This is a genomic window from Pseudarthrobacter sp. MDT1-40-2 (assembly GCF_059383595.1).
In genome coordinates, this window is the sequence record NZ_JBWZCL010000007.1 from 1 (window position 1) to 26,937 (window position 26,937).

The window sequence follows — 26,937 nt, forward strand, 5'->3', positions numbered from 1 at the left end:
AAGCAGGTCCCCACCAAGCAGGTCCCCACCAAGCAGGTCCCCACCAAGCAGGTCCCCACCAAGCAGGTCCCCACCAAGCAGGTCCCCACCAAGCAGGTCCCCACCAAGCAGATCCCCACCAAGCAGGCTACCGTTACCGCCTGCGGTACCACCGGTGCCCGTGCCGGTCGTTCCGGCAGCGGAACCCGTCGTCGAGGACTTGGAGTCCTTGGTGGTGGAGTCACCGATGACGCTGATCGCGTTACCGCTGACGTTCACCGGTGCAGCAACATCGACGGTAGCGAGGACATCGCCCAGCAGACCATCATTTGAACCGCCAGCGGAGCCGCCGGTCGTGCCGGCAGCGGTACCCGTGGTCGAGGACTTGGAGTCCTTGGTGGTGGAGTCACCGATGACGGTGATCGCGTTACCGCTGACGTTCACCGGCGCAGCGACGTTCACAGTGCCAAGAACGTCACCGACCAGGCCGTCGTTCGAACCGCCAGCGGAGCCGCCGGAGGTGCCGGCAGCGGAACCCGTCGTCGAGGACTTCGAGTCCTTGGTGGTGGAGTCACCGATGACGCTGATCGCGTTACCGCTGACGTTCACCGGCGCAGCGACGTTCACAGTGCCAAGAACGTCACCGACCAGGCCGTCGTTCGAACCGCCAGCGGAGCCGCCGGTCGTGCCGGCAGCAGAACCCGTCGTCGAGGACTTGGAGTCCTTGGACGTGGAGTCACCGATGACGCTGATGGCGTTACCACTGACGTTCACCGGCGCAGCAACATCGACGGTAGCGAGGACATCGCCCAGCAGACCCTCGTTCGAACCGCCAGCGGAGCCGCCGGTCGTGCCCGCAGCAGAACCCGTCGTCGAGGACTTCGAGTCCTTGGAAGTGGAGTCACCAATGACGGTGATCGCGTTACCACTGACGTTCACCGGCGCAGCAACATCGACAGTGGTGAGGACATCGCCCAGCAGACCCTCGCCGCCAAGGATGGTTCCGTTAGTAGTGGGACCTGATCCCGCGGTGGTGCTGGAGGCGGTTCCCGTGGCCGTGGCTTCGGTTCCGGTGGTGGTGGAGTCACCAATGACGGTGATCGCGTTACCACTGGCGTTCACGGGAAGCGCCGCGTTCACGACACCCGTTACCCCTCCGATGAGATCTGTGGTGCCGGGTTCGTCGGCGGATGCCGCCCCGGCGCCGAGAACGAGAATGCCCCCGGCCAGGAGGAATACTTGGATTCCTCGTTGTATGCAGGTTTGCATGGTTGTTTCTCCTGAGATCAAGATTGATGCAGCGCACGATGGCTGCTGCGATGGGCCGTCTGCCGCCCACGTATCAGGCGGCGAACGGCGCGCTAATCAGGAGTTGAACCGGGATCGTAAGAAGGGCCCTGCGGCAAATCCACGCGCGGGCTGGACTCCGGCGAAACCGCCGAAGGAAGAACGAAAGCAAAAAGAGACGGTGCATCAGCAGCGGCGCCGGTAGAACCCGACGAGCCTGCCGTCCCGGCACCGGCACCGGCACCGGCAGAAACACCAGGCGAAACCACTGGATCAGTCACCGGCACGGAACCTGGGTCGACCAGTTGGGCAGCGCCCTGCATCAGGGACCGGGCACCATCCACCACAAGACTAAAACCGCCACCGCTCAGGGCATCGACGCCCCTGGCGTTCGCCCCCCGCGGGTCACCCGGAGGCAAAGAAAGGACGGAGTTCTCCACTCCTGCGACGGGGTCACCATTGACCCCGGAAGAGCCGGACGTCTCAATACCGGCCGTAACTGCCGCTGCGTTCCCGGGCAGAAGTGGCTCCACCAGATCCGACGAATCAGGCAGAAGACCTCCCGGTTCGACAGGCTTCACAACTCCAACAACCGGGTCAAGAACCCCCACAACCGGGTCAAGAACGCCTACAACGGGGTCAAGAACTCCCGCAACCGGGGTCAGAACTCCCGCAACGGGGTCAAGAACTCCCACAACCGGGGTAACCACCTGCCCCACAGGGGCCAGTACCGGAGCTACCGCCGAATCCACGGCCTGCAGTAACGGTTGGGTAATGCCGGCAGTCGTTCCCGACGGAACAATCCCACCAACAATCGGTACCTGGGACAGTGTGGAATCAAGCACACCAGTCAAAGGCGCGACAACGCCGGAAACACTCACTCCGTTCGTAAGCCCCGGCACACTGCTGACCAGACCGGAAGATCCAGAAGACGAGGACGGCGATACCGGGATAACGGCGCTCACCACGGGCTCCACGGGAGCAACAACACCCTGGACGACAGACTGCACAGGGGCCGTGACCGACTCGATCGCCGGCGTAAGGGACCCCAACAAAGAGTGCGGCGCGCTGTCATCGGCTGCCGCTGCACCTGCAGACAACACCAACAATCCCAACGCACCACACCCACTGATCAGTGACACCCGAAGAGCGGCAGCAGCAGAGCGAAGAAGACCCCTGCCCATCTGTCACCACCCCCCGAGGACACACACTAAGACCAATTCAAACTAAGCAAAGCATGCTTCCTGAAAGTTGTAAACACCCATTGTCAAAGCGGCAATGAACCCTCACAACTTCTGGCCACGGCAACGGAAACCGCCTCGGACCAAGGGCATAGTTTGAAGAGAACAGAGCGCTGCAAACATTAGGGAGCGATGCTCTTGACTTAATAGCTGCCAGCCTGCCAGCCAACATCACTGCACTCGTGAGCACTGCTCTCTCGGAGAGGCCCAGCACCGAACCCACAACACAAAACAACCAGAAGGCATGCCATGACCGCCACGTATTCAGTAGCCGGAGCCGGCCCCGTCAGCTGGACCATCACCCAACACCTCGCCGAACAGGGCATGAACGTCCGCATCGCCACCCGCCCCGGTACGGGCCCGGACCACCCGCTCGTGGAGCGCGTCCGGGCCGATGTTCGGGACGCCAGCGCCCTCCGCACCTTGATGCAGGGCGCCAAGGCCGTCTTCCACTGCATTCTCGCCGCTACAACACCCGAGGCTGGGAGGCCGACCTCCCCCGGGCGGAACAGAAGGTGCTGGCCGCCGCCAAGGAGTCGGGCGCCGTCGTAATTTTCCCGGAGAGCCTCTACTCCTACAGTGAGCCGGACCGCGTCATGAAGGAGGTTTTACAGCGCGAGGCCACCGGGGGCTAGCGCGGCGTGCGGACCAAGCTACTGGCGGCCCGGGCACCAACCCGCACGGACACTGTGAGTGCTGTGGCCGGTGACTTTTTTGGGGCCCGCGTCCGAACAACCCACGCCCCTTCCCGAAGCCGCAACGGCCACGGTGGCGTGGTGGCGGAGGACGGCAACCGTCTGACGGTCACGAGGATCTGGCGAGCTTTCCCGGCCACCACATCTTCGGTCCGATGTCGTATGCCAGGGCGGGTACCAGCAGTGAACGAACCAGCACCGTGTCCAGCAGCACCCCGAAAGCCACGATGAAAGCCAGCTGCACCAGAAACATGATGGGGATGACGCCTAGGGCGGCAAAAGTGGCGGCCAGCACCACACCGGCGGATGTGATCACCCCGCCGGTCACGCCAAGCCCGTAGAGGATGCCCGGCCGGGTGCCGTGCTTTTGGGATTCCTCCCGGACCCGGCTCATCAGGAAAATGTTGTAGTCCACGCCCAACGCCACCAGGAACACAAAGCCAAAGAGCGGGACCGTGGCGTCCGCGCCAGGAAAGCCAAAGATGTTGTTGAACACCAAGGCGGAGACGCCCATCGCAGCGCCATAGGACAACACCACGGAAAGCACCAGCAGGACGGGGGCCAGCACTGACCGCAGGAGCAACATGAGGATGAAAAGAATCACCACGAGGACAACAGGAATGATGATCACCAGGTCCCGCTGCGCCGTGATGTTTGTGTCCAGCGCGGTGGCAGTCACTCCGCCCACCAGGGCGCTCGGGTCCACCACCTTCACCTCGCCGCGCAACGTCTTCACCGCCTCCTCAGCCTCGGCCGAGTCCGCCGCGTAGTCCAGGGTGGCGTTAATCAGCACCTTCCCCTCCCGGACATCGGCATTTGCGGGACCACCGGGTGCGCCGGTGATGGGTACTGAACCAGGCGCCAGCAGGTAGGCGTCCCCCACGCCGTCGGCGGCCTTCACCGCCTCCAACCCCTGTTCGGCTTTCGCTTCATCCACAACCACGACGGCGGGGCTGCCGCTGCCGGCGTCGAAATGCCGCGCCAGCGCGTCCTGGCCGTCCACGGCGTTGGAGGCGGTGAGGATAACGTCGGTCTGCGGCACCCCGTTGGCCTTCAGCTGCAGTACTCCCGCCGAAGCCACCACGAGCAGGAGAACCGAGGCAACCCACACGGCACGCGGGCGGCGGGAGACCAGGGAGCCGGTGGCCCGCCAGATGCCTTTTTGCCCTTCCAGCCCGGTAACCAGTTCCGGTTCGCGCTCGCGTGCCGGAACCAGTTTGGGGATGAACGGCCAGAAGGCTGCCCGGCCCAGGATGGCCATGAAAGCGGGCAGCAGGGTGAGGGCGGCGAAGAGCGAGCAGACAATGCCTGCCGCCGCCACCGGCCCCAGCGCCTTGTTCGAGTTCAGGTCGGAAAACAGCAGGCACAGGAGGGCGATGATCACGGTGGCGCCCGAGGCCAGGATGGGTTCGAAGGACGCTTTCCAAGCGGACAGCACGGCCCAGGTCCGGTTGGTGGTGTGCGTCAGGGCTTCGCGGAAGCGCGCAACGTAAAGCAGTGCGTAATCGGTGGCTGCACCAATCACCAGAATGGACAGGATGCCCTGGCTTTGGCCGCTGAGTTGGATCCACTCCAGTTTGGCCATGCCGAAAACAAGGAGGATAGCGGCGCAGAGCGCGAAGATCGAGGTCAGCAGCACCGCCAGAGGCAGCAGGATCGATCGGTACACAATCAGGAGGATCACAAAAACCGCGCCGAGCGCCACGAGCAGCAATATGCCGTCGATTCCGGCGAAGGCACTGACGAGGTCTGCAGTCAGGCCAGCCGGACCGGTCACAAAAGTCGCCATGCCGTCCGGGGCAACTCCGGAAACCAGGTCCCTCAACTCCTCAACCGATTCCTTCAATTCACCGGATTCGGCAATTGGGGCTATGAACTGCACCGCCGCCCCATCCTCCGAAGGAAGGGGGCCAATCACCGGGCCGCCCAGCTGCAGCCCTTCAATACCCTGCTTCAGCGCGGCAACTTCGCCCAGCTGCGCCGGAGTGAAAGCCGAGGTGTTCTCAATGATCACCACCGCCGGGATTTCCTCGGAATCGCGGAACTTTGCCTGCCATTCCTGGGCAACCGTGGCCTCGGCGCCGGCCGGAAGGAAGGACGCCTGGTCATTGGAGGAAACCTCGTCCAGCCTGCCGAAGGTGGGCCCGCCGACGCCGGCAACTGCCAGCCACGTCAGCACCAACAGGACCGGGATGAGCCAGCGCAGCCAGAAGGGAACGGGGGCGCTGTGGCGTGGAGTGGAAGTCATGGTTCCTTCAGGCTAGACGCGTGGCGGGTACAATTGATTCCATCATAAACTATCTCGATCATCGAGATAACGGCCACCGCCCGCGATCCCCCTTCTAACTGGGTAGCATTAGTTGCCGCCATGAGCGCCCCCAAAGGGCAGGCAGTGCTACATAGTTGGGCGAAGAATGCAGGAACCAGGGAACAAGGAGGCGGAGCATGGCAGGCGAAGAGCTCCGGCACCCGGAGAACCCCGCGCCCCAAACACTGGTCCGGCTCCTCCAGGACTTCTCGCTCGAGGCGAACCGCTACGTGGACGCCGCCGGCGGACGCCATGACATGCACCGCACGGACCTTACCGCGCTCGCCGTCATCATCAGGTACACGGCCAAGGGGCAGGTGGTGACCCCGGGTGTGCTGCGCAAGGAACTCCACCTCAGCTCCCCGGCCACCACTGCCCTGATCGACAGGCTGGACAATTCAGGCCACGTGATCCGTGAACGGCTGGGTACAGACCGTCGTCAGGTGCAGTTGCGGATGACGGCCAAGGCGCACCAGGATGGAAGGGCCCTGTTTCTCCCGCTGGCCCGCCATATGGGTGCAGCAATGGCCGGATTTTCCGCCGAGGAACTTGAGGTTGCCGCCCGCTTTATGGAGGCGATGATCGCCGCCACGGTGGATGCCGGAGAAGAAGCCACAGCCTCCGAACCATCCTGAGATCAATGCCCGAAAGGCACCGGCGGACGGATCAGCGGCCGCAAAGCGGGGGGTGTAGCGTTTATCCATGAGCGAGCAGCAGCCGCAGGAAGACGTCTATACGCACGGACACCATGAATCGGTGGTTCGCGCACATGCGTCCCGGACGGCAGAGAATTCGGCGGCATTCGTCATTCCGCACCTCACCCCGGGCACTGACGTGCTCGACGTCGGCTGCGGGCCCGGGAGCATCACCTGCGACTTTGCGCTGCTGGTCGCCCCGGGTACGGCCACCGGGCTGGACCGTTCACCGGACATCATTGCGCAGGCCGCCGCGCTGGCTGCTGAGCGCGGCGTGGGCAACGTGGAGTTCGTGGCAGGCAATGTGTACGATCTGGACTTTCCCGATGACACCTTCGACCTCGTCCACGCCCACCAGGTGCTCCAGCACCTCACCGACCCCATCGAGGCGCTGCGGGAGATGCGGCGGGTGGCCAAGCCCGGCGGAATCGTTGCGGTCCGCGAGGCCGATTTCCACGGCATGAGCTGGTACCCGGAGACTACCGAACTGGATGAATGGATGGACCTCTACCAGCGGATCGCCAGGCGCAATGGGGCGGAGCCGGACGCTGGACGCCGGCTGGTCTCCTGGGCGCAGTCAGCAGGCTTCTCGGATGTTGCTCCCACCAGCAGCAACTGGCTCTACGCCACAAGCCAGCAGCGCCGGTGGCAGGCGCGGGTCTGGAGCGAGCGCGTGCTGCACTCCGCGTTCGCCGAACAGGCACTGGAGTACGGCTTCGCTCAGGAAGCCGACCTGAGCCGGCTGGCCGCGGGCTGGCACCGCTGGGGATCCACTGACGACGGCTGGTTCCTGATCCCCAACGGCGAGGTTGTCGCACGGGCGTAGGCGGTTCGGTGGTTAGCCGTGTTGCTGGACGCGGCTGATCCAATCAAAGCTCTCCGCCGTCGGTCCTTGCGGGCGGTACTCGCAACCGATCAAACCGTCATAGCCGGACGTTGCGATTGCCGAGAAGAAGGCCGCAAAGTCGATATCGCCGGTGCCCGGCTGCCCCCTTCCGGGGCTGTCGGCAATCTGGATGTGTCCGATGCGCTGTGAGTATCGGCCGACGTCGGCAACGACGTCGAGACCGTTGTTATGGAGATGATAAGCATCGAACAAAAGTTTTATCGATGCTTCTTCTGCCTGGTCAATGACTGCTAGCGCATCGCCGATCGTGACGAGTGGGTAATCGCCGTTCTCACCGCGGGTGAGCGGTTCGAGCACTACGACTCCACCCGTCCATTCCAGCGCTGTGGCGGCAAGGTTCAAGTTGGAAATTGCCGCATCGTCCTGGGAATGCGGATCGGCCCCCGCAAGACGTTGGCCGTACAGGGCATTGAAGACGCGACACCCGCTTCGCTCCGCAATTTCAACCACGGCGGAGAGATTGGCAGCAAAGACTTCCGCCTGATCCGGGTGGGAAAGGATGCCACGATCTCCGGCAGGCATATCGCCCGCGAAAAAGTTCAGCCCGCTCAGTGATACCCCTGCCTGGTCGAGCATAGTGGTGAAGTCCGCGATTTCCTGTCCTGATGGGTCGGGAGATTTGAAGGGCCACCAACACTCCACTGCTGAAAACCCTGCTGCCCGGGCGGCCTCCGGTCGCTCCCGGAACGGGACCTCGGAGAACAGGATGGAGATGTTTGCCGAAAACATGCAAACTCCCTTCGAATTTGGTTCGGGGAAAGGGTTGACTAAACCTTTGGTATATCGAAATACTAGTGGACATCCGCGGATTCACAAGGCTGAGTTCTCGTTTGATATATCGATTTACAACCCAATCAAAGGAGATTGCCAGGATGTCCGCTATCGGATTTGTCGGCCTCGGTGTCATGGGACGGCCCATGGCGGCGAACCTCATCGCAGCAGGCCACTCAGTCCAGGGATTCAGCCGCAGCCAGTCCAGCCGGGACGCGGCGTCGGCCCTCGGGATTCCAGTTGTTGACTCGCTAAAGGCGGCAGTGGAATCTGCTGACCTCGTCATCACCATGCTTCCAGATTCCCCTGACGTTGAAGCGGTGGCACTGGGCGAGGACGGCATCCTCGCCTTGATACCGGCAGGTGCAGGCTACATCGACATGAGTACGATCACGCCGGAGACTGCACGCGCCTTAGCGTCCAGGTTCAGCGATCGAGGCCATAGCGCTCTTGACGCTCCGGTTTCCGGCGGGGAAGCGGGCGCTCGTGAGGCGGCGCTCTCCATCATGGTCGGCGGTGAGGCCTCCGCTGTTGAGAGTTGGCAGGACGTCCTGGCTGCCATGGGCAGTACCGTGGTGCACGTCGGAGCGTCGGGAGCCGGCCAGGTGGTGAAAGCTGCCAACCAGCTCATGGTTGCAGGCCACTTGCAGATGCTTGCAGAGGCAATCGTGTTCCTCGAAGCCCAGAAGGCCGACGTCGCCCTCGCTCTGTCAGTCATCGCGAAAGGACTTGGTGGAAGCACCGTCATCGACCGCAAGGCAGCTGGCGTACTGGAAGGCAACTTCACGCCGGGCTTCCGGACGGAGCTACATCATAAGGACCTGGGAATCGTCCAGAACGCAGCCCGAAAATCCGGGGTCTCCCTGCCGGTGACGGCGCTTGTCGCGCAACTCGTGCAATGCCTCGTCACACGCGGCGATGGTCCGCTTGATCACTCGTCCCTTGTGACATTCGCGCGTGAAATCAATAAAGGGGCCGCAGCATGACTACCAAGATGCCGCTCTCACCTGCTGCCGAAATGATCCGGATGGGATGGTGGAATAAGCCCTTCCAGATGTTCCAGACAAACTTGAGAGAAATAGATGCAGATCTGGACGTCGAGGATGCCCTGGATGCAATCCAGGAACATGGCGCAGGAGTCTGGCTGCTGAATGTCGGCGGGATTCTTTCGCACTTTCCGACCGATCTGCCATATCAAACCCGGAACCCCGTCCTGGACTCGAGGGAAAGTGGGGACTTGGTTGGAGACGCCATCGTCGAAGCCCATAAACGTGGCGTGAAGCTCCTCGCCCGAATGGACTTTTCCAAAGTGCACGCCCGCATTGCGCAGGCACACCCGGAGTGGTGTTTTGTCTCCAGGAGCGGGGAGTTGCAAGTTTTCGAAGGACTCGTGAGTGTCTGCCCCAGCGGCCAGTACTACCAGGAACGGACTCTGGACATCCTCGACGAGATCCTTGACCGCTATCCCGTCGATGGCTTCTTCTTCAACTGGTTCGGGTTCAATGAGGTGGATTACGGCTCAAAGGTCCACGGCGTCTGCCATTGCCAGGCCTGTAAGGAGGGCTTCACCGAGCTCACCGGAATAGCCGAACTGCCTGCTGACAATCTGGCACGTGACTACCTCGAGTGGAAGCGGTTCACGGCGCATACCGTCGACACCCTCACCGGGAAGATCCGGGCCCACATCGAAGCCCGCAACCCCGAGGCGGGACTTATCCTGGGCCGATCAGCAGACATCCTGTTCCACGAAGCGAACAGTGCCCTCGGCCGGACACTGTGGCCCCATGCTACGTCCGAAGCGGTGGGAGCATTCCGCGTATCCCAGCCGCAGAAACCCGTCCTCGTCAACGCCGTGGCGTTCTTCGACATGCCCTACCGGTTGGCTGGCGAACAGCCACACATGTTCGCCCAGTACTTCATCCAGGCGATAGCACGCGGGGCAAACCCCTCAACATACGTCATGGGAGCGCCCGGGCGTATCAATTACGACTGCCTACCGGCCGCCGCTACCGTGACGCGTTTCCACCGTGACCACGCAAGCATCTACCACGAGTTACTGCCGGCCTCCGCCGTCGGACTGGTCAAGCCGGATCCGCTCGCCTCTGTTCCTGGCCGCCACAATCAGGCCCTTGCTGAGTACCGGGGACTGTTTTCTGCGCTGGTCGAGAAGCACATTCCCTTTGATATTGTTCCGGCAACTTCCCTCGAAACCATCCCGCTCGAACAGTTCAAGGTGCTGGTCCTCCCCGACCTCCCCGTATTGGACGAGGCGCAGGAGACTGCCCTCGGGTCCTTCGTCAGCGGCGGCGGACGGGTATTAGCCACCGGAGCCAGCGGCATCCGCACGGACGGAGCCGTAAGCACCTGGATGCCCGGCGACCGCCAGACCGGCGTTGTCGATGACGCCCATGCCCTCAAATCGTCCTATGTCCAGCTCAGCGAAGCCGAACACATCGAGGGCTCTATCCTGGTACCCCGTTACGGCCGTCACCATTCCATTGCCTGGCGAAGTGATTCCCGGCTGCGGCACCGCGTCATCCCGGCCGCCCCTTATGGGCCACCGGAAAAGGCGTACGGGCATGTCCACGGTGCTGAGCACGCTCTTGGTGAACGGGAGTACGGTGCCGGACGCGTTATTCAAGTTCCCTGGACACCTGGCGCGGCGTACCATAATCTGTCCCTCACCCGGATCCGGGATATCGCAGTGGATCTGGTCACTGAACTCCTGGGCAGCGACTCCCAGATCACGGTAGAGGCCCCGGAGCAGCTGGAGATCATCCTGGGACGTTCGAGTGCCGGCCTGGTCATCCATCTGCTTAACCACTCCGGTCAGCGGCGCAACGGTTTTGGCCCGGTCGTCCCGCTCTCTGGAGTGACTATCCGGATTGCGGGAGCAGGAAGGCACAAGGCACGCTGTCTCGTGGAACCATCTGAAATGTCGGCCGTGGCACTGGGAGATGACCTCCTCATCAAGGTCGACGCAGTCTCCGACTTCCAGGTCATCGTGCTTGACAGCGGCAGATCATGACCGGCCCGGGCGATGTCGTCCTCATCCGCGGCGGGCAGGAGAAACTGCTTGCGGAGCGGCTGCGCCTGGAGCATCCGGACGTGCGGGTGCTCACGGACTGGAGCAACGACGTCGATCTCGCGTCGGTGACGATCGCCGCCGGCAGTGTGCGGGACAGCGAACTTGCCGCCATGCCTGCGCTGGACTGGGTGCATTGCTGGACGGCTGGGGTCGAATCCGAAGTCGGACCACGGCTGCGCAGCAGCGGGATAGCGATAACTTCCTCCGCAGGCAACGGCGCCATTCCACTTGCGGAACATGCAATGATGCTTACCCTGATGCTCGACCGCGAGGCACATCGCTGGCTGGACGCCCAGCGCGAACACCGCTGGGAACGCTTTACCCATTCGGAGCTGCAGGGCAAGACGATGGGCATCTACGGGTTCGGCAACGTCGGACGCGAACTTGCTGTTCGAGCCCGAGCGTTTGGCATGCGGGTTATCGCACTCCGACGCCGACCCGACAGGGATGCGGACCTGGTCGAGCGCATGTTTGGGCCGGATGATCTCAGCGCCTTCGCTGCCGAGTGCGACGTACTGGTGGTGGCGGCGGCAAAGACTCGAGAGACAGAAGGGAAAATTGATGCGGTCGCGCTCGACTCACTGAAACCCGGGGCTCATGTCGTGGTGGTTTCACGCGGAAACATCATTTGTGACGCTGCCTTGCTGGACGCCTTACGCTCCGGCAAGATCGTCGCCGCCGGGCTCGACGCCCACGCACAGGAACCGCTTCCATCCGACTCGCCCTACTGGACGATCCCTGGGGTCATCATCACGCCGCATAACGGAGCGACGACCGTCGCAACTGCAGCGCGCGCTACAGAAATCTTCCTTGCCAACCTGCGACAAAGGCTTTCCCACCTTCCCTACCGGAACCGCGTCGACGTCACGTCTCTGGGGTGACCACCCGGAAGTGAAGTGCTGCGCGGCCCCGAACCAGTCAGACAAGCACAATTCCATCCTGAAGCTTCTCAAGCAATCCATACAACGCCGTATTGAAAGAAGGACAACATGCAGGACATCAATCGTCGGAATTTTCTGGCCATTACGGGGCTGGGTGCCCTCTCTGTCGGAGTGCTCGGCATGACGGGCTGTGCATCCTCAGAAGGAGCTGGCAGTGGCAACAGCACCATCCGCTTTGCCTGGTGGGGAGGCGCCGAGCGGCAGAAGGCCTACCTTAGTTCGCTCGAAAGCTTCAGCAAGCAGAACCCGACAATCACCGTCGAACCGGAATTCGGGGACTACAGCGCCTACCAGGAGCGCATGACAACCCAAATGGCGGCCAAGGATGTGCCCGAGGTCTTCTGGATTCCCTCGCCCGCTGTCCTGACGTATCGGGAAGCTGGAATTTACCGCAACCTTGAGGGGATCGACACCCTTGACCTGACCGCCTTCAGCGACAAGGAGATCGAGCTATACCGGTTGGACGGCGAATTGAACACGCTTCCCAAATCGATGTTCAGTCCGGTCCTGCGTTTCAACAAGACTTTCCTCGAAGAGGAAGGTGCAAAGATGCCCGAAACCTTGACGTGGGACAACCTGGCAGAGTTCCTGACGGATTATGCGCAGAACAACCCGCACGGGCGCAAGGGCACAACCTACGGGCCGTACCATGACATGCCGTTCGAGTCATTCGTTCGCCAGCGCGGCGAGGACCTGTGGACCCAGGAAGGCACCCTTGGCGCCAGCGTCGACGGAGTGTCAGCGTGGATCGACTGGTGGGAGAAGCTTCGCAAGGCCGGGGTAACTACCACCGTCAGCGAACAGGACGGGATCGAGCCGGGATGGTCGGACGTCGGCGGAAAAGTCCTGGTTACCTTCGCGAACTCCAACCACATCGTCGACGACGCCCAGGCATTCCCGGATTACGAGTTTGACCAGCGGGACATACCCGCCCTGACGGATGCCGCTGCCGGTTACCACTTCACCTACTTCAGCCGTTTTGCAATGTACTCAGGAATAGAAGAGGAGAGGATCCAGGCAGCGGGAGAGCTGATGAGCTTCAACCTCAACTCCATCGACCTGCTCAAGCTTGTCGGACTCTCAGCGGGAGCGCCGCCAAGTTCCAAACTCCTCGCCGAATACGAACCGTTTGCCACCCCGGACGAACAGAAGGTCATTGCCATCACCAAGGAAATCGCAGCCACGGACCAGCGCCCGCGGCACGAAGCTCCGGCCGGATCCGGATCCTGGCGCACTATGCTGACTCGCGAACTGGAAGCTGTCACCCTTGGACAGCGGAGCGTATCCGAGGCGGCCACCAACTTCGTGGACGGTGTGACGGCTGAAATTAAGAAGTCCTGATGTCGACCATCCTCAAGCCGAAATCCGCCAGGGGTTCCGGGAGTCCCCCGACGCCGGCAGGGGTGCCGGCTAAGCCGGGGAAGCCATCGCACCAGCGCCAGGGCTGGGTAGCCCATATCTTCCTCCTGCCTTGGATGCTCGGGATGGTGGCAGTAACCGCCGGGCCGCTCATCGCCTCCGCGGTACTCGCTTTCACCGACTATGACCTGCTCACCGCGCCCAAGTTCATCGGGTTCGACAACTTCACCCGGATGATGGGTGACGAACGATTCTGGGCTTCCACCAGGGTTACGGCACTCTACGTCATTGTCTCGGTGCCGCTGCAACTGGCCTTTGCGCTGTTCCTCGCCATCATCCTTGACAAGGGCATCAAAGGCCTGCCGGTTTACCGGAGTGCCTTCTACCTCCCCTCACTCCTTGGTGGCAGCGTTGCCATCGCAATTCTTTGGAGGCAACTGTTCGGAGACGCCGGTCTGATCAACACGGTCCTTGCCGTCTTCGGAATCGAGGCCGGAAGTTGGCTCCAGAACCCGGACACCGCACTGTGGACGCTCATCGTCCTTAACGTCTGGACCTTCGGCTCACCCATGGTGATTTTCCTTGCCGGCCTCCGGCAGATACCCGATGAACTGCTGGAGGCCGCAGAGGTGGATGGCGCCGGGCGCGTCCGGCGCTTCTTTTCCATCACCATCCCACTGCTCACCCCGATCATCTTCCTCAACCTGATCCTTCAGATGATCGGCTCATTCCAGGCGTTCACCCCAGCACACGTGGTCAGCGGCGGCAGCGGAGGCCCGCTCGATTCGACACTGTTCTACACCCTCTACATCTACCAGGAGGGCTTCGTTAACTTCGACATGGGTTATGCCGCAGCCATGGCATGGGTCCTGTTGATAGTGATAGCGATCGCAACAGGTATCAACTTCATCGCCTCACGGCGCTGGGTCCACTACGGAGACGAATAATGGCCACACTCAACCCTGTGACGAAGCTCGACGTCGGCCTGGACATGGAAACCCAGTCCCGACGGCGCAGAAGCGAACGCGGCAAAAACCTGCGCCGGCACATCTTCCTCTTGTTCTTCGCCGGGCTGATGCTCTACCCGCTTTTGTGGATGCTCATCAGCTCGTTCAAGCCGGGCAACCTGATCCTTTCGCAAACAGGCCTTATCCCTTCCGAAGTCACCTTCGACAACTACTCAGAGGGCTGGGATGCTCTCGGCACGCCGTTCACAATGTTCCTCGTCAACTCTGGCATCATCGCCGTTGGGTCAATCCTGGGCAACCTGTTTTCATGTTCACTCACCGCCTACGCGCTCGCCCGCCTAAATTTCCGGGGCAACAAGCTGTACTTCTCCCTGACGTTGCTGACCATGATGCTGCCGTTCCACGTGCTGATCATTCCGCAGTACATCCTGTTTGCAGAGCTGGGCTGGACCAACACCTACGCCCCACTGCTCATACCGAAGCTGCTGGCGTCCGACGCCGTCTTCATCTTCCTGATGGTGCAGTTCATCCGCACCATTCCGAAGGAACTCGACCACGCAGCCATGATCGACGGAGCCGGTCCTTTCCGCATCTTCTGGTCCGTGATCCTGCCGCTCATGCAGCCGGCCCTGATTACGACGACGATCTTCACCTTTATCTGGACGTGGAACGACTACTTTGGGCCGCTTCTTTACCTGACCAAAACCAAGCTCTACACGGTTCCGGTTGCACTCAAATCGCTGGTTGACACCGAGACGCAGAGCGGGATCGGAATAATGTTCGCAATGTCGCTGGTGTCCCTGATCCCGATTCTGCTGTTCTTCCTCTTCGCCCAGAAGTACATCATCAAAGGCATCGCCACGACAGGAATTAAATGACCACCGAAAGCTACACGCAGCGGACCCCCCTTCTGACCCCGGCGTGGTACCACGGCGAGCAACGCTGGACGCAACTGACGTTCGTCGAGGACGACCCGCTCACCTTCGACCTCGCACAGTGGGCGGAAGTGATGGAGCGCACCTCATCGACAGCGATCTGCATCAGTGCGGGCGGTTACATCGCCTTCTACCCGACGAAAATTCCGCTTCACTACCGGAGCTCGTACCTGGGGAACCGCGACCTTTTAGGGGAAGTCGTAGATTTGGCGCGCTCCCGTGGAATGGCCGTCATGGCCCGGGTGGATCCGCATGCGGTTCACCAGGACGTGGTCGATGCACATCCTGAATGGATTGCTCGAACGGAGGATGGCGAGCTCTTCGAGCACTGGGCCTATCCCGGCATTTACGTGACGGACGCCTACGGCGGCTACAACTGGGAGTTCACCACAGAGGTAGCCCGCGAGATCGCCCGGGACTATGACGTTGATGCAATCTTCGCCAACCGGTGGCAGGGGCACGGCCCGTCCTACACCGACACCGCCCGGCGGCTGTTCCGCGACGCCAGCGGGCTTGAGTTGCCCACTTCCGCAGATCCTCTCGAAGGAGAGCACTGGTTGACTTACCACCGGTGGCGACGTCACCGGTTGAGTGATCTCGTCGCGCATTGGGACCAGGCGGTCCGGTCGGTCAAACCATCCGTACGGTTCATCCCCAACCTTGGTTCGTTCGCGGCCCGCGAGCTCGATGAATCTGTGGCAAGCAACCATGTGCCATTTTTCCTCGTCGATCATCAGGCACGGAACGAAGGCGAGGCGCAGTGGGCGGCCGGACGGGATGCCAAACGAACACGGTCGATCTACCCCACTAAGCCGGTAGGACTCATCACTTCTGTTGGACCCGAGTCCCACGGGTATCGCTGGAAGGATTCAGTCAACGCCTCAGCCGAGACGGTGACCTGGATCGTTGATGGTTTTGTGCACGGCGCCTTTCCCTGGTTCACGAAGTTCGCGGCACGTATTCACGATTCCCGCTGGGTCCCCGCCGTGGAACGGGCGTTCCAGCTGCACCGGACCGCAGCACCCCTGTTGCAGGACGCACGGCCGGCAGCGGAGGTCTCTGTCTGGGATGTCGATGGTCCGCACGTCAGCGCCAGCGTGAGGGAAGCAGGGAATGGCATCTACCAGGCTCTCGTTGAACTCCGCGTACCGTTCGAGTACGTGAGCGAGCGCAGCCAACACCGTCTCACCGCACCCGAAACCCGCCTGGTAATCCTGCCCGAAGTTGCGGACATCGGAACAGAGTCCGCCTACGCACTGGAGGAGTTCGTCCGGAACGGCGGTTCGCTCATCGTGATCGGGGCAGGTCCCACAAGGCCTGACGGCAAGCTCCTCGTCACCGAGTTGCTCGGTGCGCAGATGCTCGAGCGTCGCGACGCCATCGTCAAGAACAACTACATCACGCCTGTGGAAGGCAGCACTCTTCGTGCCGGCTTCGACGGTGCGACGCGAATAATAGGCGGCACCAGGCTCGCCGTGCTCAAGACTCCACCGGCCGTAGCCGTGGATTGGCGGTTTGTGCCCGATCATCCGGACCTTCCCATGGAGGAGGTGTACCCGCGGTCCGAAGCCGTTGTGCCAGCAGTCTTTGGTGGCGCGGTGGGTAAGGGCCACGTCAGGGTTGTCGCCTTCAACGCCGCCGAGCTGTACGGGGAAGTCCTGCTCCAGGACCACTTGACCCTGCTGGGAAACGTCGTAAGCGAGGGCCTCGGAGGTGGTTCGGCGGTACGGCTGGAAGGCGCGGGCCTGGTGGACTGCGCCAGCTGGGTACAGGACAACGGCTACAGCTTTGTCTTCGCCAATCTAACTGGAAGCGCCGCGCTGCGGGGGCAGCAGCGCACGGTGTGGCCGCTTGAGGGACTCACCGCAAGCATCGACGTCGGGCGTTTGGCTATGGCCGCCGGACGTGAGCTAAGCGCCGCTGATCTGGCCATCAGAACCCTCGGCGACGCGGGCGAAGTCCGCGCAGCAGAATGGGAACTTGACGCATCCGGCGTGATTCGGGTGCAGCTCCCGCCCGTCCGTGAGCTGGGAATTATCCGCCTGGACTGGTGAACCTAGCGTTCCGGGGCCGGGCCGGTTGACCCCCGAACCACCAGCACGGGCTTCTCGAGTGGGACCTCCTCAGCGACGGTCTCGCCGAGAAGCCCGATGAGTTTGGCCGCCGCGGCGCGGCCACGCTGTACCGCAAAGCGCTGCACCGTCGTTAGTTGCGGATCAATCCACTCACCGATCTGAAGTCCCTCGAAACCCACCACAGACAGGTCATCTGGCACCCGAAGCCCTCGGCTCTGGGCTGTGCGCATGCCGGCAATCGCCATCGTATCCGTGCCGTACATGATGGCCGTGGGAGGGTGCGCTTCGTCGAGCAGGCGCGCCGTCTCGCTGGCGGCCTTGACCGGTGAGTACTTGGTGCTGATCACGGCGTACGGCTTGAGCCCAAGGGATTCCAAAGTGTCTTCGAAAGCCGCACGCCGGATGCTGGGGAGCACCGACTCGGCGGGTCCCCCGATATAGGCGATGCGCCGGTGACCAAGGTCAAAAAGATGCTGCACCGATTCGGGTATCCCTGCACTCGGTGGGTCCGCGTCAACGTACTCGACGACATCGGGTTTCCAGGGCGTACCGATCAGCACCGCGGGAAGTCCCAACTGCCGGACCAGATCAAAGCGCGTGTCCCCCACTAGTGAATCGGTGAGAATGATCCCGTCCATGCGCTGCCGCTCAGCGAGGTTCCGGTAGAAAGTAGCTTCATCGTGTGTATCGGTAATGAAGATGTTGAGCAGCAACCCATACTCGCGCGGAGCGAGAATCGACTCGATGCCGGATATCAATCCCACGTTCGCTGCGCCCACATCCGGAAACTGCGACGAACTGTTGAGGACAAGCCCGATTGCTTGCGCCCGCGAGGTCCTGAGGGCGATGGCAGCAGCGTTGGGGGTCCAGTTCAATTTTCTCGCGGCGTCGCGGATCCGCGCGCTCGTGGCCTCGGAAATCCGCCCAGTGTTATTGAAGACCTTCGAAACGGCAGCAGGGGAGACACCGGCGAGTGCAGCTACATCAGAAATGGTGGCGCGGCCGTTCCTGCGGGGGGCTTGCTGAGGCGTCATTGAAATCCTGTCTGTCCATCCCATGCTATTAGCCACAATGACAGAAGGAGGTTAGACGTGGCCTGATCGGCCGCCCGGTCACCATACCCGGAAGCATGAGTGACAGAACCACCGTGCGGAATGACCTCCACTCATTTGCACTGTCAATGCGATCTGCCTCCACCGGGTCCTGCGGACTAAACTGGTCAACGTGCAATTTTCCCTTTGGCTGGCCCTCGCGGGAGCTGGCGTCCTGATCAGTTTCACCCCCGGCGCCGGTGCCATTAACACCATGAGCAACTCCCTGAAGTCCGGGTTCAAGCGGTCCATCTTCGGGATTTTAGGGCAGCAGGCTGCCTTGGTGGTGCACATCATCATTGTCGCGTTGGGCGTGGGCGTGCTGGTGGCGAGTTCACCGGTGGCTTTCAACGTGATCCGCTACGCCGGCGCAGCCTATCTGGTGTACCTGGGCATCCGGCAGTTCCTGCACAAACCGGACCTGGACCAGGAAACCGTAGCCGCGCTCCGCAATGAACCGGCCTGGTCAATGTTCCGCCGTGGTATGTGGGTCAACCTGCTGAACCCGAAGGCCATCGTCTTCTTCCTGGCGTTTATGCCGCAGTTCATTCGCCCGGACGAGCCATTGCTCCCCCAATACCTCGTCCTCGCCGGCACCGTGGTGCTGATTGACATCCTGGTGATGTGGTTTTTCTTCGCCTTGGCCGCCCACTGGTTCCAGCGGTTCACGCACGATGTCCGCGGCCAGAAAATCCTGAACCGGATCTTCGGCGTCCTCTTTGTTGCGGTGGGCATCATGCTCGCGCTCATCCATTGACCCCAGCGGGTACGCTCGTGGTCATGATCCCCGCGCCCGTGATTATTGCCGTCGACGGCCGTTCCGGTGCGGGCAAAACCACCCTGGCCGTTGAGCTCGCGGCCCGCCTCCGCGCCCACCACAAGGTCTCGCTCTTCCACCTCGAGGACATCTACCCGGGCTGGGACGGCCTGGCTGACGGGATCACCCGCTACGTGAGCACCGTGCTGGGACCGTTGCGGCGCGGCGAGCGCGCCACCTGGACCAGTTGGGACTGGGAAAGGGACGACGACGGCGCCGCGCGGGTCACGGAACCGGCAGAGATAGTGCTCATCGAGGGGGTCGGGGCGGCCGCCGCCGCAGCCCGCCCTTTGTTGAACGCGGTTGTCTGGGCTGAGTCACCGACGGCCGAGCGGCGGCTTCGCGCGCTGGCCCGCGACGGCGGCAGCTACGACCCCTTCTGGGAGCGGTGGGCTGCCCAGGAAGACGCCCTGCTGCACGCAGACAACGTGCCCGAACACGCCGACGTTGTGATCCGGAACCTGGCCGACGGCACCGCTCCGGATGATGTCCTCGCCGCACTGTCCCACCTGCCGGCGCTGGCAACGGTGTTGCAGCCGGAACTCGCCGAGCGCCGCGGCGGGCTGAAGCTGCTCACCCGGGAAATCGACTCCCGTCCGGATGCAGCCGCCCTGTTCGAGCGCCTTTACGGCGGCTCGGCAAACGCCGTCTGGCTCGATTCCTCCAACGCCGAAAAACCTGAGGTGGCCAGCTCCCACCCCCGTAACCGGTTCAGCATCCTGGCTGACGCCGGCGGCACCTTCGGCCAGACGGTCAGCCACACCTCCGGAACCACAACCATCACAACCGGCCGCGCCACCGCCCGGATTTCCGGCCCGTTCTTCCGTTGGCTGGACGGCACGTGGGGCCGCAAAGCTGTCCGGACTCCCCAGGATTATCCGGGCGATTTTACGCTGGGCTGGCTCGGGTACCTGGGCTACGAACTCAAGCGAGAGACCGGTGGCACGGACGTGCCGTCGCCGCTGCCGGACGTGTCGCTGCTCTTCGCGGGCCGGGCTGTGGTGCTCGATCACGTGGCCGGAACCGTGTGGCTGCTGGCCCTGGACTCTCCTGAGGCCGGCACGTGGCTTGGTGAGGCAGCGGAGGTGGTTGCCGCCGTCGGGCCTTCCCCTGTACCAACAGTGCCGGGTCCCGTTGCGCCCGTGTTCACCGCACGGGACAGCGGGCAGGAGTACAAGGCCAAGATATTGAAGGCGCAGCGCGAGATCGCCGACGGCAACTCGTACGAGGTCTGCCTCACTACTTCCCTGACGGCCCACGTCCCGGCCGGCGCTTTTGACCCCTGGCAGACCTACCGGCAGCTGCGCCGCCGAAACCCTGCACCGTTCGCGGCCTACCTTCAGTTCGGCGCGCTGGCGGTGGCCAGCACCTCGCCGGAGCGCTTCCTCAAGATCACGTCCGACGGCGGCATGCGCGCCGAGCCCATCAAGGGAACCCGCCGCCGTGGTGCTGATCCCGTGGCCGACGAAGCCCTCCGGCTAGACCTCAAGGAGTCGCTGAAGGACCGGGCCGAGAACATCATGATCGTTGACTTGCTGCGCAACGACCTTAGCCATTTCTCCGTCCCCGGTTCGGTCCAGGTCAGCCGGCTGTGTGCAGTCGAAAGCTACGCCACCGTTCACCAGATGGTCAGCACCATTGACGCGCAGCTCCTCCCCGGAGCATCGCGGGCCGAGGCTGTGGCTGCCTGCTTCCCCGCCGGGTCCATGACCGGCGCCCCGAAAATCAGCACCATGGCCATTCTTGACCGGCTGGAAGCAGCTCCCCGGGGTGTCTACTCCGGAGCGATTGGCTACTTCTCGCTCAACGGCGCTACCGACCTCTCCGTTGCGATCAGGACCCTGGTGTCCCGCGCGAACAGGGCGGGCGGGACGGAACTGTCGCTCGGCGTCGGCGGTGCCATCACTGCCGATTCGGATCCCGACGACGAATACCAGGAAATCCGCGACAAGGCCTTTGGCGTGCTCTCGGCGCTGGGTGCGGAGTACCCGGACCAGGACCCGGCCGAGTCCTTGCAGTAGGCTGGCAGCCCTATGGATCCTTTCGTCACAGTCCGCCTCGCCCAGGTTGAAGATGCGCCGGCCATGGCACGGATGCACGTCCGCTCATGGCAGGAGACTTACCGCGGCATGATGGCTGACAGTGCGCTCGACGATCCAGGGCTTGTCGGCTACCGCGAGCGGTTCTGGACAGCGGCCCTGTCCGACGAGCGATACCGCGAGAACCGCGTTGCGGTGGCAGAACGCGAAGGCGAGGTGGTCGGCGTCGCGATGTCGGGACCCGCGACGGATGGGGGTTTCCAACTGAGCGTGCAACTCTACGTGCTGTATGTCCTTGCCGCCGCTCACGGGTCAGGTGCAGGATCGGCCCTGCTGGACGCCGTCGTCAGACCCAACGAATCAGCGGCGCTTTGGGTAGCCGATCCGAATCCACGCGCCGAGGCCTTCTACCGGAAGCACGGATTCGTGCCGGACGGCACCAGTCAGGTCGACGAAGGCGTGCGGGAAATCCGCATGGTGAGGGCCGCCTCAGAAGATGACGCATGACAAGCCCACATCTTGACCGATGGCCCCCAACCGATGCCAGGTACCGCCGTTCCGAAGTGACGGCGCTTATCGGCAGTGGCGACGCTGCCTGGCAGCGTGCCGCCCACGCCGTATTGCTGTGGAAGGTCAAAACGGCCAGTGGATTTTCCGTGGATTCCACCGGCCCTGCCTCCCCCGTCACAGCACAAATGTTCGGCGTCACCGTTGTGGAGCCCGTGGAGGTTGTGGCCGTGGTCAACGAACCGGAACGGTGCGGGTTTTCATACCGCACGCTGCCCGGGCACCCGGTCGATGGCGAGGAAGCTTTCTACGTCCACCGCCGTGACGACGAAATCCACCTCACTATCCGCTCGCTCACCCGGGCGGCGTCGAGCCAGCCATGGCGGCTGCTCTTCCCGTTCCTTCTCGTCGCGCAGCACGTGGTCCGGGGGCGCTACCTCAGGGCTCTTGCCTAGGGTTTGAGCTGCTGACTGCGCGTTTCAGGCCATCGTCCGTCAGTCCACAACCAGGTTCTGATGTCCGTCGATAAGTTCGCGCACGATGTCGAGGTGGCCCGCATGGGTAGACGTTTCGACAAGCACGCGGAACACAACTTCACGGCCATCAGACATGGGGGGTCCCCCAAAAACAGTCGGGGGCGGCCACCAGAGAGGCGGTGCATCCAGGTCAGCCTGCGCCAATACTTCGTCACTCAGCGCGATCTTTTCTTTGTATATTCTGACTGCTTCTGAGCCTGACATAGGCTCGGACGCCCAACCGTTGCCTAGGGAAGCAATGGCCGTCGGGTCACCGCCAAGAACAGCTGATATCCAAAACATCTCATTGTCGTAAGCCAGATGGTTCAGCAGACGCGTTATGGTCCAGCTCGAGGGGACCATCGCTCGAACCATTGCGGCCTCAGCGAGCCCGTCCACAGCTCGAAGCACGTGGGTGCGTTCGTTGGCCAGCTGGGCCAGCAGATGTGAATCAGACATGCGTCGGGCTCATAATTGATGAGCCATAACAGCAGTGCTGCCGTTGATGCGGTCGATCGTTGCAGCCCAGCCCTCCCGGGTGCCGCCTGAAATGAGTTGCTGTACCTCGTTGATGTCCAGGCGCTCTGAGAACTGCACAGTGAGGACCAGTTCCGTGCCGGGACCGCTGCCCGCGTCAAGGTCTTTGAGCTCCACTGTGACAACAGGGGCAAGCAGCTCATTCTCGCCGGCCAGTTCCGGCCAGCCGCCAACTGCTCCCCAGCGGAACACGAGTCGTTCGTCCGGCACGATTTCCAGGTAAATCCCTCCTGTGGGATAGCTGAGGTCGTCATTGACGACCATCTGCTGTTTCCAGATTCCCCCGACCCGCAGGTCAACCTCAATGGGAGTGGAAGGCGTGGGCATGTCGGGGTTATAGAACCAGGACAGGTGCGCAGGGTCAGTCCAGGCGGTAAAGACAGCGTGCCGGGATGCCGGCAGAACCCGGGTGAGAGTGAAGCTTCGATCCTGTGTGTGGTCGGTCATCATCTATTCCTTTGGTTCAGTACCCTGGTCAGGTGGGCTGGGCGTTCCGCTAAGTTGGGCATCGAGACGGTCCAGACGAGAGCCCAGGAAATTGCGGTACGGACGCATCCAATCCTCAATCTGTGCAAGTGGCGCCGGGTCCAGGCGGCAGGTTCGCCACTGGGCAGTCCTCGTTTTCGTGATAAGCCCCGCCTGCTCAAGTACCGTCAGGTGGCGTGAAACAGACGGCACGCTGATTGAGTGCGGAGCCGCCAGTTCAGTAACCGTAGACTCTCCACCCTTCAGCTGCTCCAACAGTGCACGGCGCGTGGGATCAGCCAGAGCGAGGAAGATTGTGGTTAGCTCATCCATTTGTCTATAAGCGTAATTGCGCCGCAGTGCAAATACAAGATTGGGCGCCCTTCACCTCTCCTTCGGCTCCCGTTCATTCGGATAGTGAAGAGTCAGAGTGCTCTCGCCCCGACGGCGGCTATCACTCAACAAGAGGTTCCTTACGTGTACCCACCCATTTCTGTCCAAAAAACCCGGTTGTTCCGTCCCCTGGGCTTGACCGCAGGCGCGCTGGCTCTGCTGACCACCTGCGCTGTGGTTAGCCCCGCTACCGCGGCTCCCGACTCGCCCGTGCAGCCAGACCCGACGCTGACCACGGCACCGTTGCAGATCACCGAAATCACACCCGATACATCTAACGTGGGCGGTGCCGATGGCTTCGAATTCATCGAGGTCTACAACGCCACGTCCGAAGCTGTCGATTTCAGCGATTACACGCTCCGCTACCTCTACCCCCGTGCCGACCTGACCAACTCCAACGTGGTGGACTGGCCCGCCGCACAGCGTGACGTCTTGATCGCGCCGGGTGGCACACTCGTTTTCTGGATCAAAAACGGTCAGAACGATGCACTGACCGACGCTGACTTCAACGCCAAGTTCGGTTCCTCCCTGGTTATGGGTGAGAACCTGGTCGAGATTTTCACAGGAGGCATGGCCAACGGCTCGGCACGCGGGCTGGAGATCGCCACGAATACCGGTTCCGGCCAGAACCGCGCGTACTACAATCTCGCTGGCGCGGACAACACCTTCGTTGACCAGGGCATCCAATACGCGGTCAACCCTGAGGACCTATCCCGGCAGACCCTGATAGAAACTGCGGCAGCGACGCCGGGCAGGGTCACCCCTGATCAGGTCCCGGCAGGCCTCATGGTGCTTTCGCCCGACTCGGCAAATCCTTCGGTGACGGACGGGACCGCTCAGAGCATTGATCCCGCGGCAGACTTCTCATTTGCAGTGACAGCCACCGACGACCAGCAGGTTCGGACGGTCACCCTGAACCTGCGCAGCAACCTTGACGCGGAATTCCAGACCCGGAACCTGGTGGCGGCACAGGACGACCGCTACGAACACGTCCTCGACGTGTTCGAACCCGTGGACAAGCTCTGGTACGAGTACTTCTTCACCGTCTCCGACGGAACCAATACGGTCAGCACCGAAGTCCGGCGCGTTGATGTCGAAGGTGCTGACACAGCACCCGCAGAGAATAGCTGGGCTGCCTCCGCCTACCGTGGAGGCGTCGACGTCGTCAGAGCTGCGGAAGCTAACCAGCAGACCCTCGATGGCACCGTCTTCGAGGACAGGAACCGTAACTCCACCCAGGATGCCGGTGAGCCTGGCAGACCCGGGGTGACTGTCTCCAACGGCCGGGAGGTCGTTATTACTGACGGGCAGGGCCGCTATGAGCTGCCGGCCTTCGACAACATGACCGTCTTCGTTACCCAGCCGCGCGGCTACCAGGTTCCAGTGGACGAGGACAACGTCGCCCAGTTCTTTTACAACCACCTGCCCGAAGGCTCCCCCAAGTTGAAGTACGGCGGTATTGCCCCTACCGGAGCGCTGCCCGACAAGGTGAATTTCCCCCTGGCCAAGAGTGACCTCACCCAGTCTCCGGAGCAGCACTGTGTACTCGGTGCCGACGTCCAGACCTACAACCAGCAAGAAGTCAGATTCGCGCGCAACGGTGTCTTTGCTGATCTCGCCGCCCGCACCGACTATGCCGGCTGCGGCGCCCTGTTCCTCGGCGACATTGTGGGCAATGACCTGTCCCTCTTCTCGCAAACCCGCAACCTGACCTCCATGCTCAACGGCCCGGCCCGTTTCCTGCCCGGCAACCACGACATCGACTTTGACTCCCTCGACGGCGAGCATGAGTTCGACACCTACCGCGCCCAGTTTGGCCCGGAGTACTACAGTTACGACGCCGGGAAGGCCCACGTTGTGGCGCTCAGCAACATCGTGTACACCGGCCCGGCGCGCAGCAATTACACCTCCGGCGTCAGCGACCGCCAGTTGGAGTGGCTTCGCGCCGACATCGCGTCTGTGTCCAAGGACCAGGTCATCGTCCTGGCTGCGCACAGCCCCCTTCTCGAGTTCTTCTACAGCGACTCCCACTCCACTGAGCCACTAAAGGAGATCTACGAGATCCTTGAAGGCCGTGAGGTGATTTCGCTGGCCGGGCACACCCACATGTCCGAGAACCTGAGGAAGGGCGACCTTTTGGCGGGCTGGGCTGACACTCTCGGCGAGGACGGTCTGCCGTTCACCCACCTGACCGTTCCCGCCGTCTCCGGCCACTGGTTCGGCGGGCGCGTCCTCGAAGAGGGCTACCCCACCTCCGTGCAACGTGACGGGACTCCTCCCGGCGTAGTGACCCTGGACATCAAGAACACCGAAATCCGGGAACGTTTTACCGCCACCGGTGATGACGGTACCGACCAGATGGCCCTGGGCATCAACTCCCCCACCTACCGCGCCTGGGTTGCCGAGTACGCGGACCAGCACGGCACGGCTCCGGCCCTGCAGAACCCGAATGCCGTGACCCAGGGCGAACTCGGGGAGACCTGGCTGACTACCAACTTCTGGATGGGCTCCACCGGCTCCACCGTGAAGGTATCGATCGACGGCGGAAAGGCCACCGAGGCCACCCGCACGCAATCGATGACAGCCGGCGACGTGCCGCAGATCGGCGCCGAGTACACCGATCCTGTCGCCAACCTCGAGCAATTGGTGCACGGCGGCGGCCTGCACGACCGCACCTCCCACCTGTGGCGCCTGAAGCTCCCGGCCGATCTGGCCATCGGCGAGCACACCGCAACTGTCACCGCTACTGACGTCCATGGCCGGGAATTTACCGAAATGATCACCTTCGAGGTCACCGGGTAGCCCTTGCAGGCAAGTGATGCCGGGTGGCTGTGTTCGCAACCACCCGGCATCATCCGGCCCGCAACAATCAGAACACTGTGGACTGACTACAAGATTTGCCATCTCGTGTTCGGGGGCGGTCATCTGCGCTACTCAGCCCGACTCCCATATCTCCCTCAACGAGTTCATGATCATCTACGCTGGATATCCCAGGAACCCAGCTTCGGGTTCCCTGACCGATAGGAACTATCCGTGGGCATATTCAGTGGACGAAGCAAGGCCGCGTCCCTCGCGGCCAGTGCATTCAAGTTCGTCAGCAACAACCCTGACAAAGTGAAAAATGGCATCGCGAAGGTCGGCAACATCGCCAACAAGAAGACGCACGGAAAGTACTCACGCCACATCACCGGAGCCCAGGCCAAAGCGGCTCAAGCCATTGATAAGGCCAACAGGAGAAGTGGCCGCGGCGGCGGCGACCCCACCCTCCCGTAGAACGCCTGACCCCGGGCCAATGATGTGAGCTGGTGAATGGCGCTTCCCGAT

At 62.4% G+C, this 26,937-nt stretch carries 24 protein-coding genes; 15 read left to right on the forward strand and 9 right to left on the reverse strand.

From position 1 onward, the window contains the following. From AC50X5_RS15515 to AC50X5_RS15530, 4 genes are all read right to left on the reverse strand, one after another. On the reverse strand, positions 1-1,248 hold a 1,248-nt coding region (locus tag AC50X5_RS15515; protein ID WP_494976973.1), incomplete at its 3' end, for a hypothetical protein. 92 nt (positions 1,249-1,340) lie between these two features. Then, positions 1,341-2,369, reverse strand: coding sequence for a hypothetical protein (locus AC50X5_RS15520; RefSeq protein ID WP_494976974.1), 1,029 nt, complete (start codon positions 2,367-2,369; stop codon positions 1,341-1,343). 402 nt (positions 2,370-2,771) lie between these two features. Continuing rightward, positions 2,772-2,960 carry a hypothetical protein gene (locus tag AC50X5_RS15525; RefSeq protein ID WP_494976975.1) on the reverse strand — a complete coding sequence of 63 codons (189 nt, stop codon included), beginning with the start codon at positions 2,958-2,960 and terminating at the stop codon, positions 2,772-2,774. A gap of 351 nt (positions 2,961-3,311) precedes the next feature. After that, entirely contained in the window at positions 3,312-5,450 is a 2,139-nt protein-coding gene (locus tag AC50X5_RS15530; RefSeq protein ID WP_494976976.1) for an MMPL family transporter, read from the reverse strand. Between the two features lie 197 nt (positions 5,451-5,647). Between AC50X5_RS15530 and AC50X5_RS15535 the strand changes: the two genes are divergently transcribed. Together AC50X5_RS15535 and AC50X5_RS15540 are read left to right on the forward strand one after the other, a co-directional pair. Next, entirely contained in the window at positions 5,648-6,145 is a 498-nt protein-coding gene (locus tag AC50X5_RS15535) for a MarR family winged helix-turn-helix transcriptional regulator (RefSeq protein WP_494976977.1), read from the forward strand. Between the two features lie 67 nt (positions 6,146-6,212). Further along, a complete protein-coding gene (locus AC50X5_RS15540; protein WP_494976978.1) occupies positions 6,213-7,031 on the forward strand; it encodes a methyltransferase domain-containing protein in 819 nt (272 codons plus the stop codon). Positions 7,032-7,043: 12 nt separating this feature from the next. Here AC50X5_RS15540 and AC50X5_RS15545 read toward each other — a convergent pair whose 3' ends face one another. Next, on the reverse strand, positions 7,044-7,841 hold the full coding sequence (locus AC50X5_RS15545; RefSeq protein WP_494976979.1) for a hydroxypyruvate isomerase family protein: 798 nt from the start codon (positions 7,839-7,841) through the stop codon (positions 7,044-7,046). A gap of 143 nt (positions 7,842-7,984) precedes the next feature. On the opposite strand from AC50X5_RS15545, the gene AC50X5_RS15550 reads away from it, so the two are divergent. The 7 genes from AC50X5_RS15550 (at position 7,985) to AC50X5_RS15580 (ending at position 17,228) form a co-directional block, all read left to right on the forward strand. Beyond that, the gene (locus AC50X5_RS15550; protein ID WP_494976980.1) at positions 7,985-8,869 is read left to right on the forward strand and encodes an NAD(P)-dependent oxidoreductase; all 885 of its coding nucleotides are present in this window, start codon (positions 7,985-7,987) and stop codon (positions 8,867-8,869) included. Then, positions 8,866-10,911, forward strand: coding sequence for a beta-galactosidase trimerization domain-containing protein (locus AC50X5_RS15555; protein WP_494976981.1), 2,046 nt, complete (start codon positions 8,866-8,868; stop codon positions 10,909-10,911). The genes AC50X5_RS15550 and AC50X5_RS15555 overlap by 4 nt, the downstream gene beginning before the upstream one ends. Next, a complete protein-coding gene (locus AC50X5_RS15560; protein ID WP_494976982.1) occupies positions 10,908-11,852 on the forward strand; it encodes a D-2-hydroxyacid dehydrogenase in 945 nt (314 codons plus the stop codon). Before AC50X5_RS15555 ends, AC50X5_RS15560 begins: the two co-directional genes overlap by 4 nt. Positions 11,853-11,960: 108 nt before the next feature. Beyond that, positions 11,961-13,253 (forward strand): ABC transporter substrate-binding protein, encoded by a 1,293-nt coding sequence (locus tag AC50X5_RS15565; protein WP_494976983.1) that lies wholly within the window; start codon positions 11,961-11,963, stop codon positions 13,251-13,253. Further along, positions 13,253-14,218, forward strand: a complete 966-nt coding sequence (locus AC50X5_RS15570; RefSeq protein ID WP_494976984.1) for a carbohydrate ABC transporter permease — start codon at positions 13,253-13,255, stop codon at positions 14,216-14,218. Before AC50X5_RS15565 ends, AC50X5_RS15570 begins: the two co-directional genes overlap by 1 nt. 44 nt (positions 14,219-14,262) lie before the next feature. Continuing rightward, positions 14,263-15,117, forward strand: coding sequence for a carbohydrate ABC transporter permease (locus AC50X5_RS15575; protein WP_494977048.1), 855 nt, complete (start codon positions 14,263-14,265; stop codon positions 15,115-15,117). Beyond that, positions 15,114-17,228, forward strand: coding sequence for an alpha-amylase family protein (locus tag AC50X5_RS15580; RefSeq protein ID WP_494976985.1), 2,115 nt, complete (start codon positions 15,114-15,116; stop codon positions 17,226-17,228). Before AC50X5_RS15575 ends, AC50X5_RS15580 begins: the two co-directional genes overlap by 4 nt. Before the next feature lie 2 nt (positions 17,229-17,230). Here the strand turns inward: AC50X5_RS15580 and AC50X5_RS15585 are convergent, their stop codons facing one another. Next, positions 17,231-18,283, reverse strand: coding sequence for a LacI family DNA-binding transcriptional regulator (locus AC50X5_RS15585; protein WP_494976986.1), 1,053 nt, complete (start codon positions 18,281-18,283; stop codon positions 17,231-17,233). 190 nt (positions 18,284-18,473) lie between these two features. Between AC50X5_RS15585 and AC50X5_RS15590 the strand changes: the two genes are divergently transcribed. From AC50X5_RS15590 to AC50X5_RS15605, 4 genes are read left to right on the forward strand one after another with little or no spacing between them, the layout of a single operon-like run. After that, complete coding sequence (locus tag AC50X5_RS15590) at positions 18,474-19,097, forward strand: LysE family transporter (protein WP_494976987.1); 624 nt, start codon at positions 18,474-18,476, stop codon at positions 19,095-19,097. 23 nt (positions 19,098-19,120) lie between these two features. Then, on the forward strand, positions 19,121-21,178 hold the full coding sequence (gene pabB / locus AC50X5_RS15595) for an aminodeoxychorismate synthase component I (RefSeq protein WP_494976988.1): 2,058 nt from the start codon (positions 19,121-19,123) through the stop codon (positions 21,176-21,178). 12 nt (positions 21,179-21,190) lie between these two features. Next, positions 21,191-21,703, forward strand: a complete 513-nt coding sequence (locus AC50X5_RS15600; protein ID WP_494976989.1) for a GNAT family N-acetyltransferase — start codon at positions 21,191-21,193, stop codon at positions 21,701-21,703. Further along, positions 21,700-22,158, forward strand: a complete 459-nt coding sequence (locus AC50X5_RS15605; protein ID WP_494976990.1) for a DUF1990 family protein — start codon at positions 21,700-21,702, stop codon at positions 22,156-22,158. Before AC50X5_RS15600 ends, AC50X5_RS15605 begins: the two co-directional genes overlap by 4 nt. Before the next feature lie 39 nt (positions 22,159-22,197). Here the strand turns inward: AC50X5_RS15605 and AC50X5_RS15610 are convergent, their stop codons facing one another. The 3 genes from AC50X5_RS15610 to AC50X5_RS15620 are packed head-to-tail and all read right to left on the reverse strand — an operon-like array spanning position 22,198 to position 23,553. Further along, complete coding sequence (locus AC50X5_RS15610; protein WP_494976991.1) at positions 22,198-22,677, reverse strand: mycothiol transferase; 480 nt, start codon at positions 22,675-22,677, stop codon at positions 22,198-22,200. Positions 22,678-22,686: 9 nt separating this feature from the next. After that, positions 22,687-23,202 (reverse strand): SRPBCC family protein, encoded by a 516-nt coding sequence (locus AC50X5_RS15615; RefSeq protein ID WP_494976992.1) that lies wholly within the window; start codon positions 23,200-23,202, stop codon positions 22,687-22,689. Positions 23,203-23,205: 3 nt separating this feature from the next. Further along, entirely contained in the window at positions 23,206-23,553 is a 348-nt protein-coding gene (locus AC50X5_RS15620; RefSeq protein ID WP_494976993.1) for an ArsR/SmtB family transcription factor, read from the reverse strand. 144 nt (positions 23,554-23,697) lie between these two features. Between AC50X5_RS15620 and AC50X5_RS15625 the strand changes: the two genes are divergently transcribed. Together AC50X5_RS15625 and AC50X5_RS15630 are read left to right on the forward strand one after the other, a co-directional pair. Beyond that, complete coding sequence (locus AC50X5_RS15625) at positions 23,698-26,415, forward strand: calcineurin-like phosphoesterase C-terminal domain-containing protein (protein WP_494976994.1); 2,718 nt, start codon at positions 23,698-23,700, stop codon at positions 26,413-26,415. 231 nt (positions 26,416-26,646) lie between these two features. After that, on the forward strand, positions 26,647-26,886 hold the full coding sequence (locus AC50X5_RS15630; protein WP_494976995.1) for an antitoxin: 240 nt from the start codon (positions 26,647-26,649) through the stop codon (positions 26,884-26,886). Positions 26,887-26,937 lie beyond the last annotated feature (51 nt).

Bases quoted from the DNA above. Each gene is read 5' to 3' on its own strand.
- AC50X5_RS15565 (WP_494976983.1), top strand. From the start codon at position 11,961: ATGCAGGACATCAATCGTCGGAATTTTCTGGCCATTACGGGGCTGGGT.
- AC50X5_RS15610 (WP_494976991.1), bottom strand. From the start codon at position 22,677: ATGTCTGATTCACATCTGCTGGCCCAGCTGGCCAACGAACGCACCCAC.
- AC50X5_RS15620 (WP_494976993.1), bottom strand. From the start codon at position 23,553: ATGGATGAGCTAACCACAATCTTCCTCGCTCTGGCTGATCCCACGCGC.
- AC50X5_RS15585 (WP_494976986.1), bottom strand. From the start codon at position 18,283: ATGACGCCTCAGCAAGCCCCCCGCAGGAACGGCCGCGCCACCATTTCT.
- AC50X5_RS15550 (WP_494976980.1), top strand. From the start codon at position 7,985: ATGTCCGCTATCGGATTTGTCGGCCTCGGTGTCATGGGACGGCCCATG.
- AC50X5_RS15545 (WP_494976979.1), bottom strand. From the start codon at position 7,841: ATGTTTTCGGCAAACATCTCCATCCTGTTCTCCGAGGTCCCGTTCCGG.
- AC50X5_RS15570 (WP_494976984.1), top strand. From the start codon at position 13,253: ATGTCGACCATCCTCAAGCCGAAATCCGCCAGGGGTTCCGGGAGTCCC.
- AC50X5_RS15560 (WP_494976982.1), top strand. From the start codon at position 10,908: ATGACCGGCCCGGGCGATGTCGTCCTCATCCGCGGCGGGCAGGAGAAA.
- AC50X5_RS15600 (WP_494976989.1), top strand. From the start codon at position 21,191: ATGGATCCTTTCGTCACAGTCCGCCTCGCCCAGGTTGAAGATGCGCCG.
- AC50X5_RS15555 (WP_494976981.1), top strand. From the start codon at position 8,866: ATGACTACCAAGATGCCGCTCTCACCTGCTGCCGAAATGATCCGGATG.
- AC50X5_RS15535 (WP_494976977.1), top strand. From the start codon at position 5,648: ATGGCAGGCGAAGAGCTCCGGCACCCGGAGAACCCCGCGCCCCAAACA.
- AC50X5_RS15580 (WP_494976985.1), top strand. From the start codon at position 15,114: ATGACCACCGAAAGCTACACGCAGCGGACCCCCCTTCTGACCCCGGCG.
- AC50X5_RS15605 (WP_494976990.1), top strand. From the start codon at position 21,700: ATGACAAGCCCACATCTTGACCGATGGCCCCCAACCGATGCCAGGTAC.
- AC50X5_RS15540 (WP_494976978.1), top strand. From the start codon at position 6,213: ATGAGCGAGCAGCAGCCGCAGGAAGACGTCTATACGCACGGACACCAT.
- AC50X5_RS15530 (WP_494976976.1), bottom strand. From the start codon at position 5,450: ATGACTTCCACTCCACGCCACAGCGCCCCCGTTCCCTTCTGGCTGCGC.
- AC50X5_RS15575 (WP_494977048.1), top strand. From the start codon at position 14,263: ATGGAAACCCAGTCCCGACGGCGCAGAAGCGAACGCGGCAAAAACCTG.
- pabB (WP_494976988.1), top strand. From the start codon at position 19,121: ATGATCCCCGCGCCCGTGATTATTGCCGTCGACGGCCGTTCCGGTGCG.
- AC50X5_RS15615 (WP_494976992.1), bottom strand. From the start codon at position 23,202: ATGACCGACCACACACAGGATCGAAGCTTCACTCTCACCCGGGTTCTG.